Below are 4,111 nucleotides of genomic sequence, written 5' to 3'. Positions count from 1 at the left end.
GGCGCACGTGATGCGTCTGAAGGGCGGGGCCGCGGCCGCCGTCGTGCTGGTGTTCGCCGTGGCCGGGTGCAAGGCGGAGACGACCACAGGGTCCGGCGGACCCGAGGAGACCGGGGTCGCGGGTGGTTCGGGTGCCGCCCTCAGCGCCGCCGAGTCGCTCACCGTAAAGGGGCGTGCGCCCAAGACGGGTTACGAGCGGGACAGGTTCGGCACCGCGTGGGCCGACACCGACTCGAACGAGTGCGACACCCGCGACGACATACTCAAACGCGACCTGGAGGACGTGAAGTTCACCGGCGGTGACTGCAAGGTCTCCTACGGGGTGCTCGAGTCGGACCCGTACTCGGGCAAGGAGGTGACCTACCGGCGGGGGCGCAGCCAGGTCGACATCGACCACGTGGTGGCGCTCTCCGACGCCTGGCAGAAGGGGGCCAAGTACTGGGACCCCAGCAAGCGGATAGCCCTCGCCAACGACCCCCTCAACCTCCTGGCCGTCGACGCGAGCACCAACCGTTCCAAGGGCGACGGTGACACGGCCACCTGGCTGCCGCCGAACAAGGCGTACCGGTGCACCTATGTGGCCGCCCAGGTCGCCGTGAAGAAGAAGTACGGCCTGTGGGTCACGGCCGCCGAGAAGTCCGCGATGGAGAAGGTCCTCACGGGCTGCCCCGGCCAGAAGCTCCCGGTCGGCGGCAATCCGACGGCGGCGCCGCCCCGCTTCCACGCGGACTGACGCCCCGTACCGCGCTCGCGGGAAAACCGCTTCTCCGGTGGGCGGGCCCGCGCCTACGGTGATCGTATGGAGTGGAGTGTGTCGAGTCTCGCCGAGCGTCCCGGGATGCGGGAGCGTGTGCTCGGCATGGCCAGCAGCTGGCCGGAGTTCGTGACCGAGGACCTGGTGGGCAATGCCCACTACGGACGGATCTCCGGCGAGTTCCCCGAGTACGTGCAGTTCGCCGAGGACGAGCGGGGCGAGGTCGTCGCGCACGCCCACAGCGTGCCCTTCGCCCTCCACGCCGAGGACCGCGGTGAACTGCCCGCCCGGGGCTGGGACGAGGTGCTGGTGTGGGCCTTCAGCGACCGGCGGCGCGGCGTGCGGCCGGACACGGTCAGCGCGATCTCGGTCGTCGTCGATCCGCGTTTCCAGGGCCGGGGCCTGTCCGCCCTGATGCTCTCGGCGATGCGTGACAACGCCCGCGCCCACGGCTTCAGCGAGGTCGTCGCACCCGTCCGCCCCAGCGCCAAGCACCTGGAACCGCACACGCCGATCGGGGAGTACGTCTCCCGCACCCGCCCCGACGGACTGCCGCACGATCCCTGGCTGCGCGTGCACGCGCGGGCCGGCGCCCAGGTGCACGCCGTGGCACCGGCCTCCATGACGGTCTCCGCCTCGCTGGAGCAGTGGCGCCGCTGGACCGGACTGCCCTTCGACACCCGGGGCGACATCGAGGTGCCCGGGGCGCTGGTGCCGGTGCGGTGCGAGCCGGAGCGCGGTTACGCGGTGTACGTCGAGCCCAACGTGTGGATGCGGCACGCCGTTTGAGCGTGCCGCGCCGCCGGGTGCGTGCGGTCCGCGTCTGCCGGGGCGGGGGCCGGCGGCCCGTGGCTCAGCCGCCGAGGGCGTCGAGGTCCAGGATCTCGCCGGCCGGCTTCTGCGTCGGGACCGGTGCGTCGAAGTCGCTGAAGGTGACGGACCCCTGGTCGGCGCCGGCCGTGCTGTCGACCCGCAGCAGGTACGGCTTGCCCTCGGTCGCGACGTACAGCGTGTAGCGGTCCTTGCCGTCCTTCTCGTGCAGCGTGATCGCCGGGGCCCCGTCGACGGTGGTCGCCTTCCCGCGGCTCGCGTCGGAGGCGGTGTCCCCGGCGCCGTCGAGCACCGCGCCCAGGTCGCAGAAGCCCTCGAACTCCTTGGCGTCCGTCCCCGTCGCCTTCGACTTGGTCCACTTGCCGGCCAGCATGGCCACGGCCGCGTCGGTGTCCGCCTTCGACTCGCCCTCGCTCTGCTCGCGCAGGAACGCCTCGTCGAACTTCATGTACACCAGGTCGCCGGTCTTGATCAGCTCGGCCTCGCCCTTGCCGCCCATGCCGATGGTGCCGGCGCAGTCGCCCTTCTTGTTCAGGAGGACGTCGAGGCTGATGGTGGCGCCGCTCTCGTCGTCGGGGAGGTCGCCCTTCATCCGCAGCGAGGAGGCGCCGGTCGTGGCCTTCGTGGCCCGGTCGGCTATCTCACCGCCGCTCAGCCCGGCGAACGGCTCCTTCTGTGCGGCCGTGCTGCCCGTCGCGGCGGACGCGCCGGACGAGGTCGTGCTGCTGTCCGCCTTGTCCTGGTCCGACTGGCAGCCGGTGAGTCCTGCGGTGGCCGCGGCGGCGATGCAGAGAGCGGCAAGTGCGGTACGACGCATGAGGATTCCTAGGTGGATGCGGTGAGGTGAGGAGGTGCGGGACACGGTTGTGGGGCGCGCCCGGTGAAAGAGCGAGGCTCGTTCGCTGGGTCAATAAGAGCAGAGGCTGTGAACCGAGTCAACACTGTTCACGCGATGGGCTGTGTACACGGGCGTGAAGGGGTGGATCTCGCGTGCGTCGGTATGCTCGGCGTCACACCCGGGCCGCAGGGCTGGTGCGGTACGACGAGGGGAGCGGGCGAGTGCAGGACAACGCGACTGAGGTGACCGCCGCCGGTATCGCACGGCTGGCCGGGGTGGGCCGCGCGGCCGTCAGCAACTGGCGCCGACGGCACGCCGACTTCCCGAGGCCCGTCGGCGGCACCGAGACCAGCCCCTCCTTCGCGCTCGCCGAGGTCGAGTCCTGGCTGCGCGAGCAGGGGAAACTCGCCGAGGTCCCGCTGCGCGAACGCGTCTGGCAGCAGCTCTCCGGCCACCCCGACGGCCCCGTCACCGCGCTCATCCACGCGGGCTGCGTCCTGCTGGTGATCCACGACCGCCCGCCCGTCTGGCTGGAGGTGAGCTCCGGCTCCGACGAGCGCCTGGCGGAGATGCTGCCGGGCGCGCTGCGGGAGGTGTTCACACCGCGCTTCGGAGCCGGGCCGGCACCAGGTGCACAGCCGACGACAGGCGCGCAGCCGGCAGGGAGCGCCGGGACGGCAACAGGCGCGCAGCCGGGAACGAACACCAGGGCGGCAACGAGCACCGGGTCGACCACAGGCGCGCGGCCAGGAACAAGTGCCCCCGCCGTGCACATCCCCACCGGCCCGGAGTTCCTCCCCTCCGTCCCCCTCCTGCGCGGCGTCGCCGAGCTGGCCGCCGAGCTGGGCGCCCGGCAGACCTTCGAGTTCCTGCTGGGCCGGCACCTCGACGCCAACCCGCGCCAGTACACGCTCACGCCCGCCGACCTGGCCGCTCTCATGGCCGACCTGGCCGGCCGCGCCCGCACCGTCCTGGACCCGGCCTGCGGCACCGGCGCCCTCCTGCGGGCCGCCGCCAACCGCCCCGACCAGAAGCTCTACGCGCAGGACAGCTCGCCCGAACTCGCCGCGCTCACCACGCTCCGGCTCGCCCTGCACACCTGGTCCACCGTGCGCGGCGCCACCGGCGACACCCTGCGCGCCGACGCCCACCCCGGGCTGCGCGCCGACGCCGTCCTGTGCCACCCGCCCTTCAACGAGCGCAACTGGGGCCACGACGAACTCGCCTACGACCCCCGCTGGGAGTACGGCTTCCCGGCCCGCACCGAGTCCGAACTCGCCTGGGTCCAGCACGCGCTCGCCCGCCTCAAGGACGGCGGCGCCGGAGTCCTGCTCATGCCGCCCGCGGCGGCGTCCCGCCGCTCCGGCCGCCGTATCCGCGCCGACCTGCTGCGCCGCGGTGCCCTGCGCGCCGTGATCGCCCTGCCGGTCGGGGCGGCACCGCCGTACAACATCCCGCTGCACCTGTGGGTGCTGCGCCGTCCGGAAAGGGCGCCCGCGCAGCCGGAGGTGCTCCTCGTCGACGTGGGCCGGTTCGCCGGCGACGGGCGGGGCGGGCCGGACTGGCACGCCGTGCGCGAAGCCGTCCTCGACGCCTGGCAGGCCTTCGGGCGGCCCGGCCGCTTCACCGAACGGCCCGGCCTGGCCCGCGCGTTGCCCGTCATCGAACTCCTCGACGACGACGTGGAC

The 4,111-nt window shown here is 73.0% G+C and carries 4 protein-coding genes; 3 read left to right on the top strand and 1 reads right to left on the bottom strand.

Annotated elements, in window-relative coordinates:
* The first annotated feature begins 7 nt into the window (after nucleotides 1-7).
* Nucleotides 8-733 carry an HNH endonuclease family protein gene (locus EHS43_RS39125; protein WP_125195333.1) on the top strand — a complete coding sequence of 242 codons (726 nt, stop codon included), beginning with the start codon at nucleotides 8-10 and terminating at the stop codon, nucleotides 731-733.
* A 66-nt stretch (nucleotides 734-799) separates the two neighbouring features.
* Nucleotides 800-1,543 carry a GNAT family N-acetyltransferase gene (locus EHS43_RS39120; RefSeq protein WP_125195332.1) on the top strand — a complete coding sequence of 248 codons (744 nt, stop codon included), beginning with the start codon at nucleotides 800-802 and terminating at the stop codon, nucleotides 1,541-1,543.
* Nucleotides 1,544-1,607: 64 nt separating this feature from the next.
* Here the strand turns inward: EHS43_RS39120 and EHS43_RS39115 are convergent, their stop codons facing one another.
* A complete protein-coding gene (locus EHS43_RS39115) occupies nucleotides 1,608-2,402 on the bottom strand; it encodes a hypothetical protein (protein WP_125195331.1) in 795 nt (264 codons plus the stop codon).
* Between the two features lie 242 nt (nucleotides 2,403-2,644).
* Here EHS43_RS39115 and EHS43_RS39110 point away from each other — a divergent pair.
* The coding region (locus EHS43_RS39110; RefSeq protein ID WP_125195330.1) for a class I SAM-dependent DNA methyltransferase at nucleotides 2,645-4,111 on the top strand (1,467 nt) is incomplete at its 3' end.

Source organism: Streptomyces sp. RP5T (assembly GCF_003933965.1).
GTDB lineage: Bacteria > Actinomycetota > Actinomycetes > Streptomycetales > Streptomycetaceae > Streptomyces.
This window is presented reverse-complemented; position numbering and strand designations above follow the sequence as displayed.

Excerpts from the sequence above, each read along its gene's own strand:
- EHS43_RS39120 (WP_125195332.1), top strand. The coding sequence starts at position 800 with ATGGAGTGGAGTGTGTCGAGTCTCGCCGAGCGTCCCGGGATGCGGGAG.
- EHS43_RS39115 (WP_125195331.1), bottom strand. The coding sequence starts at position 2,402 with ATGCGTCGTACCGCACTTGCCGCTCTCTGCATCGCCGCCGCGGCCACC.